Annotated in this window: 11 protein-coding genes and 1 rRNA gene; 5 read left to right on the top strand and 7 right to left on the bottom strand. The window is 70.9% G+C overall.

All coding sequences use genetic code 11. The annotated features are described in order from the left end of the window. The 3 genes from rrf to ACP7BP_RS18625 form a co-directional block, all read left to right on the top strand. Positions 1 to 111, top strand: a 5S ribosomal RNA gene (gene rrf, locus ACP7BP_RS18635); the annotation flags it as partial. 96 nt (positions 112 to 207) lie between these two features. Beyond that, complete coding sequence (locus ACP7BP_RS18630) at positions 208 to 1,176, top strand: tetratricopeptide repeat protein (RefSeq protein WP_426246760.1); 969 nt, start codon at positions 208 to 210, stop codon at positions 1,174 to 1,176. A 212-nt stretch (positions 1,177 to 1,388) separates the two neighbouring features. Further along, complete coding sequence (locus ACP7BP_RS18625) at positions 1,389 to 1,865, top strand: DUF3145 domain-containing protein (RefSeq protein ID WP_426246774.1); 477 nt, start codon at positions 1,389 to 1,391, stop codon at positions 1,863 to 1,865. Between the two features lie 48 nt (positions 1,866 to 1,913). Here the strand turns inward: ACP7BP_RS18625 and ACP7BP_RS18620 are convergent, their stop codons facing one another. From ACP7BP_RS18620 to ACP7BP_RS18595, 6 genes are all read right to left on the bottom strand, one after another. Then, positions 1,914 to 3,347: an acyl-CoA carboxylase subunit beta gene (locus ACP7BP_RS18620; protein ID WP_426246759.1), complete on the bottom strand. Its 1,434-nt coding sequence runs from the start codon at positions 3,345 to 3,347 to the stop codon at positions 1,914 to 1,916. Further along, a complete protein-coding gene (locus ACP7BP_RS18615) occupies positions 3,347 to 4,585 on the bottom strand; it encodes a beta-ketoacyl-[acyl-carrier-protein] synthase family protein (RefSeq protein ID WP_426246758.1) in 1,239 nt (412 codons plus the stop codon). The genes ACP7BP_RS18620 and ACP7BP_RS18615 overlap by 1 nt, the downstream gene beginning before the upstream one ends. Before the next feature lie 51 nt (positions 4,586 to 4,636). Next, a complete protein-coding gene (locus ACP7BP_RS18610) occupies positions 4,637 to 4,882 on the bottom strand; it encodes an acyl carrier protein (protein ID WP_248581188.1) in 246 nt (81 codons plus the stop codon). Between the two features lie 55 nt (positions 4,883 to 4,937). Beyond that, complete coding sequence (locus ACP7BP_RS18605) at positions 4,938 to 5,939, bottom strand: beta-ketoacyl-ACP synthase III (protein WP_426246757.1); 1,002 nt, start codon at positions 5,937 to 5,939, stop codon at positions 4,938 to 4,940. Next, the gene (locus ACP7BP_RS18600) at positions 5,939 to 7,123 is read right to left on the bottom strand and encodes an acyltransferase domain-containing protein (protein WP_426246755.1); all 1,185 of its coding nucleotides are present in this window, start codon (positions 7,121 to 7,123) and stop codon (positions 5,939 to 5,941) included. Before ACP7BP_RS18600 ends, ACP7BP_RS18605 begins: the two co-directional genes overlap by 1 nt. A gap of 79 nt (positions 7,124 to 7,202) precedes the next feature. Then, positions 7,203 to 8,411 (bottom strand): PucR family transcriptional regulator, encoded by a 1,209-nt coding sequence (locus ACP7BP_RS18595; protein ID WP_426246754.1) that lies wholly within the window; start codon positions 8,409 to 8,411, stop codon positions 7,203 to 7,205. 84 nt (positions 8,412 to 8,495) lie between these two features. Here ACP7BP_RS18595 and ACP7BP_RS18590 point away from each other — a divergent pair, with 84 nt between their 5' ends. Beyond that, positions 8,496 to 9,479 carry an alpha/beta fold hydrolase gene (locus tag ACP7BP_RS18590; protein WP_426246752.1) on the top strand — a complete coding sequence of 328 codons (984 nt, stop codon included), beginning with the start codon at positions 8,496 to 8,498 and terminating at the stop codon, positions 9,477 to 9,479. A 17-nt stretch (positions 9,480 to 9,496) separates the two neighbouring features. Here the strand turns inward: ACP7BP_RS18590 and aceE are convergent, their stop codons facing one another. Then, positions 9,497 to 12,286: a pyruvate dehydrogenase (acetyl-transferring), homodimeric type gene (gene aceE, locus ACP7BP_RS18585; protein WP_426246750.1), complete on the bottom strand. Its 2,790-nt coding sequence runs from the start codon at positions 12,284 to 12,286 to the stop codon at positions 9,497 to 9,499. A gap of 175 nt (positions 12,287 to 12,461) precedes the next feature. Between aceE and ACP7BP_RS18580 the strand changes: the two genes are divergently transcribed. Next, on the top strand, positions 12,462 to 12,914 hold the full coding sequence (locus ACP7BP_RS18580; protein WP_426246772.1) for a DUF3052 domain-containing protein: 453 nt from the start codon (positions 12,462 to 12,464) through the stop codon (positions 12,912 to 12,914). Positions 12,915 to 12,921: the final 7 nt, after the last annotated feature.

Genomic DNA, 12,921 nt, shown 5'->3' with positions numbered 1-12,921 from the left:
GGCCATAGCGAAAGGGAAACACCCGGTCCCATACCGAACCCGGAAGTTAAGCCTTTCAGCGCCGATGGTACTGCAACCGAGAGGCTGTGGGAGAGTAGGACGCCGCCGGACATACACTCCGTAGAGGCCACCCGGATAGGGTGGCCTCTACGCCATTTAGCCCCATTCGTGGGTTCGAAGAACGTGCACTCCCTGAAAGGTGAAGCCGTGGCCGAGGAACGTCGCAGTCAGCGCCCGAGTCGTGCGGGGGGCGGGCGCCCCACGGGGTCTGGCCGTGCCCAGCCGGACCGTGGCGGCAAGCCGGACCGTGGCGGCAAGCCCGAGCGCGGCGCTGGCCGGCCCGACCACGGCGGCAAGCCCGAGCGCGGCGGTAAGCCGGAGCGCTCCGGCGGTGGTCGGGCCGACCGCGTTCGCGACGCGAGGGGCGGCGACTTCAAGCGGCGCGACGACCGTCGGGGAGATCGCGACGACCGGGTGGCACGCACGGTCGACCAGGCGCAGTACGACGGCCCGGAGCTGCCGGAGGAGATCACCGGCAAGGAGCTGGACCGGTCGGTGATCGCTCAGCTGAAGGGGCTCCCCGAGAAGCTCGCTGCTCGGGTGGCGCGGCACCTGGCCGCGGCGGGCACGCTCATCGACGAGGACCCGGAGACGGCCTACCAGCACGCGCTGGCGGCGCGCGCCCGGGCCCCGAGACTGGCCGTGGTGCGGGAGGCCGCCGGCGAGGCGGCGTACGCAGCCGGTCACTACGCGGAGGCGCTCTCGGAGCTGCGCGCAGCCAAGCGCATGAACGGCGCCACCGCCTACCTGCCGATCATGGCCGACTGCCATCGCGCCCTGGGCCAGCCGGAGCAGGCCATCAAGCTCGCGAAGAGCCCGTCCGTCCCGAACTTCTCTGCCGAGGCCAAGGCGGAGATGACCCTGGTCGAGTCGGGTGCCCGGCGCGACATGGGGCAGCTCGACGCAGCGCTGCGCACGCTGGAGCTGGCCCCGCTGGCGTCGAAGAGCCGCTCGGCCTGGGTGGTGCGCCTGCGCTACGCGTACGCCGACACTCTCGAGGCCGCCGGGCGTGAGGGCGATGCCTTGGCATGGTTCCACCGCGCGCACGCGATCGACAGCGACGAGATCACCGACGCCGCGCTGCGTGCCGAGCTGCTCGAGAAGCGGATCGGCTGACGGTTCGGCCCTCGGACACGCCGGAGCGCCCGCGCCCGTATCACTGGCGCTCGCCTGTCTCATGGGTCACAATGGATCCACCAACCACATACGTGTCACCGAACACCTGATCACCACATCGAGACCGCTGGGGAAGGCGTACCTCGACGCCGGTGAATGAGGAGGTCACGGTGACCGCTACTACTGCAACCCGCACTGCCACCCGGGGCGTCATGTACGTCCACTCGGCGCCGTCGGCGCTGTGTCCCCACATCGAGTGGGCGGTAGGCGGTGTCCTTGGCGTTGCCGTGAGCCTGGACTGGACGCCACAGCCCGCCCAGCCCGGCACCTACCGAGCCGAGCTCTCCTGGAGCGGGGCCGTGGGCTCTGCCGCGGCGGTCGCCTCGGCTCTGCGAGGCTGGAACCACCTGCGCTTCGAGATCACCGAGGAGCCGACCTCCGGCACCGAGGGCGCCCGCTTCTCCTTCACTCCCGAGCTCGGCGTCTTCCACGCCGTCACCGGGCTGCACGGCGACCTGATGATCCCCGAGGACCGGCTCAAGGCCGCCGTCGTCAAGGCAGCACTGGGCGACACCACGCTGCTCAACGAGATCGACAAGCTGCTCGGCAGGCCGTGGGACGACGAGCTGGAGACGTTCCGTCACGCCGGCGAGGGCGCGCCCGTGAGGTGGCTTCACCAGGTGGTGTGACTCGGCGCGGGCACGAACCTGCGCCGAGACAACACCATGGGGATGGTCTCAGAGCGGGATGTTGCCGTGCGCGCCGCGTCGTACGCCGACGGTGTCGACGGCCTCGACGATGGCGTGCGCGATCGCCGAGCGGGTCGCCGAGGGCTGGACGACCTCGTCGACCACGCCGATCTCGACAGCCTTGTCGACGCCACCAGCGATCCGCTCGTGCTCCGCTGCCAGCTCCGCCTCCACCTGAGGGCGGATCTCGGGGGAGACCTCGGCCAGCTTGCGCCGGTGCAGGATGCGGATCGCGGCCACCGCGCCCATCACGGCCACCTCGGCGCCCGGCCAGGCGAGCACGCGGGTGGCGCCGAGGGAGCGCGCGTTCATCGCGATGTAGGCGCCGCCGTAGGTCTTGCGGGTGACCAGGGTGACCCGGGGGACCACGCACTCGCCGAAGGCATGCAGGAGCTTGGCGCCACGGCGTACGACGCCGTCCCACTCCTGGCCGACGCCCGGCAGGTAGCCGGGCACGTCGACCACGACGATGAGCGGGACGCCGAACGCGTCGCACATGCGCACGAAGCGGGACGCCTTCTCAGCCGACAGGGAGTCGAGGCAGCCGCCGAGGCGCAGCGGGTTGTTGGCGACCACGCCCACGGTGCGGCCCCCGAAGCGTCCGAGGGCGGTGACGATGTTGGGCGCCCAGCGGGTGTGCAGCTCCTGGGCGGTGCCCTCGTCGAGGATCGACTCGACGAGAGGATGCACGTCGTACGCGCGCTTCTTGGACTCCGGGAGCAGGGCCTCGAGGTCGCGGTCCTCGACCGCGGCGGCGTCGAGGCTGCCCTGCGAGCCGAGGAGCGTGGCGACGGTGCGGGCTCGCTCGAGAGCCTCCTGCTCCGACTCCGTCAGGATGTGTACGACGCCCGAGCGGCGCCCGTGCGGCTCCGGGCCGCCCAGCCGGAGCATGTCGACGTCCTCGCCCGTCACCGAGCGCACCACGTCGGGGCCGGTGACGAAGATCCGGCCGTCGGGGCCGAGGATGACGACGTCGGTGAGGGCGGGGCCGTAGGCAGCGCCGCCGGCGGCCGGGCCGAGCACGACGGAGACCTGCGGGATAACGCCCGAGGCCTGGGTCATCACGTGGAAGATGCGGCCCACCGCGTGGAGGGAGAGCACGCCCTCGGCCAGCCGGGCGCCTCCGGAGTGCCAGAGCCCGATGATCGGCACGCCGTCGGTGATCGCGCGGTGGTAGGCATCGACGACGACGCGGCAGCCGACGTCGCCCATGGCGCCGCCCATGACGGTCGCGTCGGAGCAGAAGGCGACCACCGAGGTGCCGTTGACCCGGCCGACCGCGGCGAGCATGCCCGAGTCGTCGTCGGCGGTGAGCAGCTCGAGCGTGCCCTCGTCGAGCAGCGCGGTGAGCCGGTGCACCGGGTTGCGAGGGTCCTCGTCGCGGGGCAGCTTCGCGGGCTTGGCCGCGGCCGTGGTGGTCATCAGACGGACCCGAAAACGACGGCGACGTTGGCGCCGCCGAAGCCGAAGGAGTTGTTGATCGCCACGGCGTCGCCGGTGCGCAGGTCGCGGCGCTCGGTCGGGATGTCCAGGTCGACCTGGGGGTCCTTGTCGTCGAGGTTGATCGTCGGCGGGGAGACCCGGTCGCGGAGCGCCAGGACGGTGGCCACGGCCTCCAGGGCGCCGGCCCCACCGAGCAGGTGCCCGGTCATCGACTTGGTGCTCGTCACGACCACGTCGTCCGCCGCGTCCCCGAGGACCGAGTGGATCATCAGGCCCTCGGCGATGTCACCCAGCGGGGTCGAGGTCGCGTGGGCGTTGATGTGGATGACGTCGGACGGGGCGATGTCGGCAGCCTTGATCGCGCCGGCCATCGCCCGCGACCCACCTTGCCCGCTGGGGTCGGGCTGGGCGATGTCGTGGCCGTCGTTGGTGATCGTGGCGCCGAGCACCTCGGCGTAGATGGTGGCTCCTCTGGCCCGCGCGTGCTCCTCGGACTCGAGCACCAGCACCCCCGAGCCCTCGCCCAGCACGAAGCCGTCACGCGCGACGTCCCACGGCCGCGACACCGTGGCCGGGTCACCGGGGTTCTTGGAGAGCGCCATCATCTGGGCGAAGGCCGCCATCGGCAGCGCGTGGATGGCTGCCTCGGTGCCGCCGCACAGCATCACGTCGGCTCGGCCCAGCTGGATCTGGTCCAGCCCCAGGGCGATCGCCTCGTTGCCGGAGGCGCAGGCGGACACCGGGGTGTTGACCGCGGCCCGCGCGCCGACGTACAGCCCGACGTTCGCGGCCGGGGCGTTCGGCATGAGCATGGGTACGGCGAGCGGTGAGACCCGCCGGAAGCCCTTGTCCCGGAGGGTGTCGTAGTTGGACAGCAGCGTGTGCACGCCGCCGATGCCGGAGGCCAGGCAGACGCCGAGACGCTCCGCCTCGACACCCCCCTCGCCGAGGCCCGAGTCGGCCCAGGCCTCCATGGCCGCCACGAGCGCCAGCTGCGACGAACGATCGAGGCGTCGGGCCTTGACCCGGTCGAGCACGCTCGTCGGGTCGACCTTGGCGGTCGCGGCGATCTTGACCGGGAAGTCGTCGCCCCAGTCCTCCTCGATCCGGCGGACGCCGGACTCGCCCTTGAGCATGGCCTCCCAGGTGCTGGCGACGTCTCCGCCGACGGGGCTGGTGGTGCCGAGTCCGGTCACGACGACACGAGTGCTGCTCATGGGTGACTACTTCCTGTGCGAGGGGTGTGCTGGGGCGGCGACTTGGGGCGGTCAGCCCTGGGCGCGCTCGATGAACGCGACGGCGTCGCCCACGGTCTTGAGGTTCTTGACCTCGTCGTCGGGGATCGCGACGCCGAACTTCTCCTCGGCGGCCACGACCACCTCGACCATCGACAGCGAGTCGACGTCGAGGTCGTCGACGAACGACTTGTCGAGCTGGACGTCCTCGGCGGGGATGCCGGCGACCTCGTTGACGATGTCGGCGAGGTCGGTGCGGATCTCTTCGGTGGTGGCCATCTGGTTTTCCTTTTCGTAGGTGATGGAGCTGTGTGTCGGATCTGTGGTGGAGCGGTCAGGGGACGACGACGACCTGGGCGGCGTACGCGAGACCGGCGCCGAAGGCGATGAGCAGGGCGGTGTCGCCCGACTTGGCGTCGCCCTCGGCGATCATCCGGTCGAGCGCGAGCGGGACCGAGGCGGCCGAGGTGTTGCCCTGGTCGGCGATGTCGCGGGCGATGCGCACCCGCTCGGGCAGCTTCATCGAGCGTGCCATCGCGTCGGTGATGCGCATGTTGGCCTGGTGGGGCACGAATACGTCGAGCTCGTCGAGGGTCACCCCGGCCCGGTCCAGGGCCTGCTGACCGACCTTGGCCATGGCGAAGGACGCCCACCGGAAGACGGGGTTGCCCTGCATCGTCAGGTGGGGCATGACCAGGTCTCCGGACGCGATCACGTCGCGCCAGTCCTCACGCTGACGGATCAGGTCGAACTGCTCCCCGTCGGATCCCCACACCACCGGACCGATACCGGGGGTCTCGCTGGGTCCCACGACGGCTGCACCGGCGCCGTCGGCGAAGATGAAGGCCGTCCCGCGGTCGTTGAGGTCGAGGATGTCGGTGAGGCGCTCGACGCCGATGACCAGGACGTGGCGGGCGCTGCCGGCGCGGACGAAGTCGGAGGCCATGGCGATCCCGTGACAGAAGCCCGCGCATGCCGCGGAGATGTCGAACGCGGCGGCCTGCTCGGTGCCCAGCTCGTGCGCGATCGCGGTCGCCACGGCCGGGGTCTGGAGCATGTGGCTGACGGTCGCGACCACCACGCAGTCGATCTGGCGGGGGTCGAGGCCTGCCCTCTCGAGGGCGATCCGCGACGCCGCCACCGACATCATCTGGACCGACTCCTCGGGACCGGCCCAACGACGGGACTTGATGCCTGAGCGCTGCTGGATCCACTCGTCGCTCGAGTCGATCGCCTCGACGACCTCGGCGTTGGGGACGACCCGGGTGGGACGGTAGGTGCCGAGGCCGAGGATCGCCGCGTGGGGCGCCCCCGTCGGGCTGGTGAGACCGGCCATCAGTTCATACCTTCCGGGTGGAGGCGCAGCAACGGCTGGCCCGGTGAGACGGGGTCGCCGTCCTCGACGAGCCACTCGACGATCTGGCCGCCGTGCGCCGTGCTGACGGTGATGCGGTCGCGGGAGCTGGCCACGTCGCCGATGGCCGAGCCGGGGGCCAGGAGGTCCCCGTCGGTGGCCTCGTCGGCTCGGTGGAACATGCCCTTGACGGGTGAGACCACCATCCGCCAGGTCGGGGAGTTCTCCATGGGGGAGGCCTCCCCGTGCTTGTCGCAGAAGGCGCGGGCGTCGTCGAGCTGCTCGGGAGACTTGAGGGCGAAGGTCTCGACGCCCTTCATCGCTCGCTTGGCGATGCCCGTCAGGGTGCCGGCCGGCGGCATCTCGAGGATGCCGGTGACGCCGAGGTCGAGCATGGTGTCCATGCAGAGGTCCCACCGCACCGGGTTGGCGATCTGGCCGACCATCCGGGCCAGCACCTCGCGGCCGTCGTGCACGACGTTGCCGTCCTTGTTGGAGATGACCCGCGTGCGCGGGTCGTGGGTGGAGACCGAGCGGGCGTGGGCGGCCAGCTGGCCGACCGCCGGCTCCATGTGCCGGGTGTGGAAGGCCCCGGCGACGCTGAGCGGCATCAACCGGGCCTTCTCCGGTGCGTCCTCGGCCAGGGCGGCGAGCTGCTCGGCGGTGCCGGCGGCGACGATCTGGCCCGGGCCGTTGTCGTTGGCGGGGGTGAGGCCGTGCTTCTCCAGCGCGGTGAGCACGGCGTCACGGTCGCCGCCCAGGATCGCCGTCATGCCCGTCGGGGTGACGGCGGCCGCCTGCGCCATCGCGCGGCCCCGCTCACGCACGAGCACCATTGCCTGCTCGGCGGTGATGACGCGGGCGCCGGTGGCGGCGGTCAGCTCGCCGACGCTGTGGCCGGCCACCGCACCGATCTGAGCGAAGGCGTCGGCAGGGTGAGGGAAGAGCTCGAGCGCGGCGACCAGGCCGGTGGCCACGAGCAGGGGCTGGGCGATCTGGGTGTCCCGGATCGCGTCCGCGTCGGCCTCGGTGCCGTAGTGCACCAGGTCGAGGCCGGCGACGGTCGAGAGCCACTCGAAACGGGAGCGGAAGGTGGGGTCCTCCAGCCACGGTCGGAGGAATCCGGAAGTCTGGGCTCCCTGACCGGGAGCGACGATGACGAGCACCAGTCCAGCCTGCCGGGTCGGAGGCCCTGGTGGCGCCTCCGGCGCGCACGAAAACGCCCGGCCAAACTTTGTAGGGTCCCTACAACGAATCTCGGCCCGACTGCCGACCCAGGACCAGCGCGATCTGCAACGTGAAGGCGTCGCGCGGCGTGCCGGCCGCATATCCGGTCAGGTCGGCGACCTGGCGCAGGCGGTAGCGCACCGTGTTGGGGTGCACGAACAGCGCCCGGCCGGCGCCCTCGAGCGAGGCACCCGACCCGAAGTAGGCGGCGAGCGTCTCCACGAGGGTGCCCTTCGCGGTGGCCAGTGGCAGGTAGATCTCCTCGACCAGGTGCCGCCGCGCGTGCCCGTCGCCGGCCAGCGCCCGCTCGGGAAGAAGGTCCGTGGTGCGCACCGGCCTGGGTGCCTCGGGCCAGCCGCCGGCGCTGCGGTGGGCCGAGAGCGCGGCCCGTGCCGAGAGGTGGGCATGGCTGAGGTCGGAGGTGATCGGGCCGACCACCACGGGCCCGGGGCCGAACGCCGACACCACCTGCTCCGCGCCCTTGAGCTCGTCGCGCACCCCGCCGAGCACGACGACCAGCCGGTCGCCCTGGGTGGCGCACAGGGCGTCCATGCCGGCGGCGCCCGCGAGGCGGCGTACCTCGTCGAAGAGGTGGTGCTCGGCGTGCTCGGGGCGCACCGACCCGAGGACCACCACGACGTCGCCGTGGTCGCCCCAGCCGAGGGCGTTGGCACGCGAGAGGACGCTCTCGTCGGCCTCCGAGCGGAGCACCGCGTCGACGACGAGGGCCTCGAGCCGGGCGTCCCAGGCACCACGCACCTCGGCGGCCCGCGCGTAGACCTCCGCCGTCGCGAAGGCGACCTCGCGGGCGTAGCGCAGCACGGCCGAGTGCACGGCGGGCACGTCGTCGGGGTCGAGGATCTCGTCGACGTTGCTCTCGACCACGTCGATGCTCAGTCGCACGAGCTCCACGGTCTGCTGGAGGTTGATGACGCCGGTGAGCGCACGCGGCGCGGCGCCGAAGACGGAGATCGCCAGTGCGCTGTCGCCGGCATCGTCGACGTCGTCTGACCTGCGGTACCAGTCGACGAAGCCCTTGATGCCGGACTGGACGATCAGCCCCACCCAGGAGCGGTCCTCGGCGCTGAGGTCGCGGAACCACGCCATGTCGGACTCCATGCGGGCCATCGCGGTCCTGCTGAGCATCCCCGTCGAGCGGGCCAGGGCGTCGGCGGCGCGGTCGCGCGACGGCGGGCTCTGCGTGATGTCGCTCGGCTCCGCACCCATGTCGACGAGGCTAGTGCAGGGCGGCGTGACCGGCCGCGGGGTGGTTGATGATTGAATCGCTGATCGATCACCGCAGGAGGATCTGTGACAAAGGCGCGGCACGAGGTCACGTACGTCGACATCCACGGTCACCGTCGCGCCTTCGTGAAGGCCGGGCACGGTCCGGTCGTGCTGCTGCTCCACGGGCTGGGCTGCGACCACACCACCTGGGACTCCGTGATCTCCTCCCTGGCCCGCCGCTACACCGTGATCGCACCCGACCTGCTCGGCCACGGCCGATCCGACAAGCCGCGAGCCGACTACAGCGTCGGTGGCTACGCCAACGGGATGCGCGACCTGCTGACCGTGCTCGGTGTCGACAAGGTCACCGTGGTCGGCCACAGCTTCGGCGGCGGCATCGCCATGCAGTTCGCCTACCAGTTCCCCGAGCGCACGGAGCGGATGCTGCTGGTCTCCACCGGCGGGCTCGGACCCGAGGTCAGCCCCGCGATCCGCGCCATCACGACCCCCGGGTTCCACCAGGCCATGGGGATGCTCACCCTGCCCGGCATCCGGCACGCCGGGGTGGTCGGCCTGCGTGCCCTGGCGGCCACGGGCTGGAAGCCCGCACGTGATCTCGACGAGGTCGCCGAGATCTACGACTCCTTCAAGGACCCGCGCTCGCGCGCCGCGATCCGGCACGTCGTGCGCGCGGTGGTCGACTGGCGCGGCCAGATCGTCACCATGTCCGACCGCGCCTACCTCACCGAGGCGATGCCGATGTGCGTGGTGTGGGGTGAGGACGACCGGGTGATCCCGGTGACCCACGCCGCCAACGTGACCGAGCTGGCACCGCTGGCGCGGGTCGAGGTCATCCCGAACGCCGGGCACTTCCCGCACAAGGACCACCCGCAGCGGTTCGTGCGGATCCTCAACGACTTCGTCCGCACGACCCAGCCCGCGACCTTCACCCGGGCACGCTGGCGCAGGCTGCTCGAGGACGGGAGCGCCCGCCCTGCCCGCCAGGCCGAGGCCGGCGAAGGGCCGATCGCACCCGTGCACCCGATCGGCGGCAGCGCCGGCGCCTGAGCGCCGGCGCGCAGCCGTCAGGCGTCGCCGCCCTCCTGCTCCACGTCCCGGACGGCGGTGGGGTCGTCGATGCGGTACTTGGTGAACGCCTCGATGACCTTCTCGCGGGGGATCTCGCCGGCGTCGGCGAGTGCCTGCAGCGCTGCGACGACGACCGACGGGGCATCGACGTGGAAGTAGCGTCGGGCGGCCGCGCGGGTGTCGGCGAACCCGAAGCCGTCGGTGCCGAGGACCCGGTAGTCACCGGGCACCCAGCGCGCGATCTGCATCGGCACGGCCCGCATGTAGTCGGACACGGCCACCTTCGGGCCGGCCGCGTCGGCCAGCTTGTCGGCGACGTAGGCCCGGCGGGGGTCCTGGTCGGGGTGGAGGAGGTTCCAGCTCTCGGCCGTGATGGCGTCGCGGGAGAGCTCGTTCCACGACGTCACCGACCAGGTGTCGGCGGCTACGCCCCACTCCTCGGCCAGCATCCGCTGGGCGTCCTCGATCCACGGGAAGCCGACGCCCGAGGCGAGCAGCTGCACCCGCGGGCCGTCGCCCTCGCCGGTCGACACCCGGTGCATGCCCTTGAGGATGCCGTCGACGTCGACGTCGTCGGGCTCCTTCGGCTGCGAGACGGGCTCGTTGTAGACGGTGAGGTAGAAGATGACGTTCTCGGCGTCGGCGCCGTACATGCGCTCCAGCCCGGACTGCATGATGTGGCTGATCTCGTAGGCGAAGCACGGGTCGTAGTGCACGACGGCGGGGTTGGTCGCTGCGATCAGCGGCGAGTGCCCGTCGGCGTGCTGGAGGCCCTCGCCGGTCAGCGTGGTGCGACCTGCCGTGGCGCCGATGAGGAAGCCCCGGGCGAGCTGGTCGGCCATCGCCCAGATGGAGTCGCCGGTGCGCTGGAACCCGAACATCGAGTAGAAGATGTAGAACGGGATCATGTGCTCGCCGTGCGTGGAGTACGCCGACCCGGCAGCCGTCGCGGAAGCCATGGCGCCGGCCTCCGAGATGCCCTCGTGGAGCATCTGGCCCTGCTGCGACTCCTTGTAGGCCAGCAACAACTTGCGGTCGACCGACTCGTACTGTTGGCCGCCCGGGTTGTAGACCTTCGCCGTCGGGAACATCGCGTCCATGCCGAACGTGCGGTACTCGTCCGGGGCGATCGGCACGATCCGCTTGCCGATCTCCGGGTCCTTCATCCAGTCCTTGAGCAGGCGGACGACGGCCATGGTGGAGGCGATCTTGTTCTTGCCCGAGCCCTGCTTGAGCTCGGAGTAGACCGCGTCACCCGGCAGCTTCAGCGTCGAGGACCGGTCCAGGCGTCGCGGCAGCGAGCCACCGAGCGCCCTGCGGCGGTCGAGCATGTACTGGATCTCGGGGGAGTCCATCCCAGGGTGGAAGAACGGCGCGCCGCCGGTCTTCTCGTAGGACTCCGTCAGGTCGCGGTCGCTGATCGGCAGGTAGAGCCGGTCGCGGTACTTCTTGAGGTCGTCCTGGGTGAGCTTCTTCATCTGGTGGGTGGCGTTCTTCCCCTCCAGTGCGTCGATGGTCCAGCCCTTGATCGTGTGGGCCAAGATCACCGTCGGCTGGCCGACGTGCTTGGTGGCGGCGTCGAAGGCGGCGTACACCTTGCGGTAGTCATGACCGCCGCGCGGCAGGTGCTCGATCTGGCTGTCGGTCATGTGCTCGACCATCCGGCGCAGGCGCTGGTCACCGCCGAAGAAGTGCTCGCGGATGTAGCCGCCCGACTCGGTCGAGTAGGTCTGGAAGGCCCCGTCGGGGGTGGTGTTCATCTGGTTGACGAGCACACCGTCGACGTCGCGGGCGAGCAGGGCGTCCCACTCCCGGCCCCACACGACCTTGATGACGTTCCAGCCGGCACCGCGGAAGGTGGACTCCAGCTCCTGGATGATCTTGCCGTTGCCGCGCACCGGGCCGTCGAGCTGTTGCAGGTTGCAGTTGATGACCCAGGTGAGGTTGTCGAGCTCCTCGCGCGCGGCCACGCCGATGGCGCCGAGGGACTCGGGCTCGGCCATCTCGCCGTCGCCGAGGAACGCCCACACGTGCTGCTGGCTGGTGTCCTTGATGCCGCGGTTGGACAGGTAGCGGTTGAAGCGTGCCTGGTAGATGGAGTTGATCCCCGTCAGGCCCATCGAGACGGTGGGGAACTCCCAGAAGTCCGGCATCAGGCGCGGGTGCGGGTACGACGGCAGGCCGGCGCCCGGGCCGTGCTGGACCTCCTGGCGGAACCGGTGCAGCTGGTCTTCGGTCAGCCGGCCTTCGAGGAACGCCCGGGAGTAGATGCCGGGGGAGCCGTGTCCCTGGAAGTAGATCTGGTCGCCGCCGCCTGGGTGGTCGTGGCCGCGGAAGAAGTGGTTGAAGCCGACCTCGTAGAGGCTCGCCGAGGACTGGTAGGTCGCGATGTGCCCGCCGACCTCGAGGCCCTTGCGGTTGGCGCTGGACACCATGACGGCGGCGTTCCAGCGGATGAACGCGCGGATCCGCCGCTCGATCTCCTCGTCGCCGGGGAACCACGGCTCGCGCTCGGGCGGGATGGTGTTGATGTAGTCGGTGCTGCGCAGGGCCGGGACGCCGACCTGCTTCTCCCGCGCCCGCTCGAGAAGCCGGAGCATGACGTAGCGGGCACGCTCGCGGCCGCGGTCGTCGATCATCGCGTCGAACGAGTCGATCCACTCGGTCGTCTCGTCTGGGTCGATGTCGGGGAGCTGGGTCGGCAGCCCTTCGTGGATCACGGCCTTCTTGGGGGCATCCGATGGGGTGGGGACGCCGCTGCGCTCTTCGCTGGACTGATCGGTCACGTGTTCATCGTCGCATGTGCGTGTCGCACACAAAATCTACCCTTGAGTACTCGCACACCGACGGGTGGAGCGCGCAGGGTTGCGCCCTTGTCCCAACTCCGCTGGACTACTCCCCACTCCCTGCGCTGGCAGGGCGGACACGACGAGAACAAGGAGGCGTGCGGTGAGCGCGACGATGGGCGGCGAGTCCGCCCAGACCGGTGATCAGTCCGGTAGCCAGAGCAGTGGTGCCGATACGCCGGCAGCACGGCTGGGACTCAAGCAGGGCATGGTTGTCCAGGAGCTCGGCTGGGACAACGACACCGACGACGAGCTGCGCATGGCCGTCGAGGACACCATCGACGCCGACCTCGTGGACGGTGACTACGGGAACGTCGTCGACGCCGTACTGCTGTGGTGGCGCGACGACGACGGCGACCTGGTCGACGGCCTGGTGGACGCGCTGACCGACCTCGTCGGGGGTGGGGCGATCTGGCTGCTCACGCCCAAGGTGGGTCGGCCGGGAAGCGTCGACGCGGCGGACATCGCCGAGGCCGCCCCGATCGCCGGACTCGCCCAGACGACCACGGCGGCGGTCAGCAAGGACTGGCAGGCCACCCGGCTCGTGGCCCCCAAGACGCCGGCCTAGCCGCCGA

Origin of the sequence: Nocardioides sp. LHG3406-4, assembly GCF_049897745.1 — a bacterium.
In the GTDB taxonomy this organism is placed as follows: domain Bacteria; phylum Actinomycetota; class Actinomycetes; order Propionibacteriales; family Nocardioidaceae; genus Nocardioides.
The sequence above is the reverse complement of the archived record's forward strand: the minus strand, read 5'-3'. Positions and strand labels throughout refer to the sequence as shown.

Coding starts and splice junctions, on each gene's coding strand:
- ACP7BP_RS18605 (WP_426246757.1), bottom strand. CDS start 5,939: ATGGCCGGTCTCACCAGCCCGACGGGGGCGCCCCACGCGGCGATCCTC.
- ACP7BP_RS18595 (WP_426246754.1), bottom strand. CDS start 8,411: ATGGGTGCGGAGCCGAGCGACATCACGCAGAGCCCGCCGTCGCGCGAC.
- ACP7BP_RS18625 (WP_426246774.1), top strand. CDS start 1,389: ATGTACGTCCACTCGGCGCCGTCGGCGCTGTGTCCCCACATCGAGTGG.
- ACP7BP_RS18615 (WP_426246758.1), bottom strand. CDS start 4,585: ATGAGCAGCACTCGTGTCGTCGTGACCGGACTCGGCACCACCAGCCCC.
- ACP7BP_RS18620 (WP_426246759.1), bottom strand. CDS start 3,347: ATGACCACCACGGCCGCGGCCAAGCCCGCGAAGCTGCCCCGCGACGAG.
- ACP7BP_RS18580 (WP_426246772.1), top strand. CDS start 12,462: ATGGGCGGCGAGTCCGCCCAGACCGGTGATCAGTCCGGTAGCCAGAGC.
- ACP7BP_RS18610 (WP_248581188.1), bottom strand. CDS start 4,882: ATGGCCACCACCGAAGAGATCCGCACCGACCTCGCCGACATCGTCAAC.